The sequence below is a fragment of the Mesorhizobium silamurunense genome (assembly GCF_014843825.1).
Lineage (GTDB): Bacteria > Pseudomonadota > Alphaproteobacteria > Rhizobiales > Rhizobiaceae > Mesorhizobium > Mesorhizobium silamurunense.
The window spans coordinates 1-1,602 of the sequence record NZ_JHQR01000337.1; the positions used below are offsets into that span (position 1 = coordinate 1).

The following is a 1,602-nucleotide window of genomic DNA, read 5'->3' on the forward strand; positions in this document are numbered from 1 at the left end:
CGCTCGACGGCTCGGGCGGGCCGGACGTCAAGCCCGAGATCGAGGCGCGTGTCGGCCGCCTCTTCCGCTGGCACATCGACCCGGCGCCGCTCGGCCTGTGGATCGACCGCATCGACGAGCGCGGCCGGTCACTGGCGACCGACGTGCCGGCGAGCATCTTCTACCACCTGGTCTATGCGCTGACGCAGTATCTGGACGGGACCGCGGAGAAGGGGTGAGGCGTCGAAGCTGCCAATCTCCCCCCTTGCGGGGGAGATGCCCGGCAGGGCAGAGGGGGGTGCTGTCCCGCCGACGTCCGTAATTTGTCAATCCTTCAGTAAGGCGCTGCCACGTCCCCGGTCTCGACATAGACCGCCTTGAGCTGCGAATAATGCGCCAGTGCTGCCAGCGAATTCTCCCGCCCGATCCCTGACTGCTTGACGCCGCCGAAGGGCATTTCCACCGGCGTCAGATTGTAGGCGTTGATCCAGCAGGTGCCGGCCTGCAACTCGGCGATCACCCGATGGGCGCGCGGCAGGTCGCGCGTGAACACGCCTGCCGCCAGGCCGAATTCGGTGTCGTTGGCGCGCTCGATCACTTCGTCCTCGCTGTCGAACTTCAGCACGCTCATCACCGGCCCGAATATTTCCTCGCGAGCGATACGCATGCCATCGGTGACATTGGTGAACACCGTCGGCTCGATGAAGAAGCCGCCCTCGAAGCCTTGCAGCGACGGCACGTTCCCGCCGCAGGCAAGCGTCGCCCCTTCCTGCTTGCCGGCGCCGATGTAGGAGACGACCTTGTCCTGCTGCGCCTTGTTGACCAACGGCCCCATATGCGTTTCCGGATCGAGCGGATCGCCGATGCGGATCTTCTTGGTGCGCTCGACCAATCGGTCGACGAAGCGGTCATGCAGGCCCTTCTGCACGAAGACCCGCGTGCCGTTGGAGCAGATCTGGCCGGTCGAATAGAAATTGCCGAGCATGGCGCCGCCGATGGCGTTTTCGAGATCGGCGTCGTCGAAGACGATCAGCGGCGACTTGCCGCCGAGCTCCATCGTCGCATGCTTCATCTTCGAGCCGGCAAGCGAGAGTACCTTGCGGCCTGTCGGCACCGAACCGGTCACCGAAACTTTTGCCACGACATCATGTCCGACGAGGCCGGCGCCGACATCGCCATAGCCTTGCACCACGTTGAACAGCCCGTCGGGCAGGCCCGCTTCGCTGTAGATCTCGGCCAGCGCCAGCGCTGAAAGCGGCGTGTTCTCCGATGGTTTGAACACCATGGCGTTGCCCATGGCCAGCGCCGGCGCCGACTTCCAGCCGGCGATCTGGATCGGATAGTTCCAGGCGCCGATGCCGACGCAAACACCGAGCGGCTCGCGCCTTGTATAGGCAAACGGTCCGCCGAGATCGATCATATCGCCGTTGAAGGCGGCGACCGCGCCTGCGAAATATTCGAGGCAATCGGCGGCCGAAGGCGCGTCTGCCACCAGCGTCTCCTGGATCGCCTTGCCGGTGTCGAGCGTCTCGATGCGGGCGAGATCGGTTTTGCGGGCGCGCAGGATGTCGGCGGCGCGGCGCAGGATGCGGCCGCGCTCGACCGGCTTCAGCCGCGCCCAGG

Annotated in this window: 2 protein-coding genes; one reads left to right on the forward strand and one right to left on the reverse strand. The window is 65.5% G+C overall.

Translation table 11 applies throughout. The annotated features are described in order from the left end of the window. Window positions 1–218 (forward strand): AGE family epimerase/isomerase (locus DH10_RS31760; RefSeq protein WP_192385717.1); only part of this gene is annotated, 218 nt, incomplete at its 5' end. Between the two features lie 95 nt (window positions 219–313). Here DH10_RS31760 and betB read toward each other — a convergent pair. After that, on the reverse strand, window positions 314–1,602 hold a 1,289-nt coding region (gene betB, locus DH10_RS31765; RefSeq protein WP_192385718.1), incomplete at its 5' end, for a betaine-aldehyde dehydrogenase.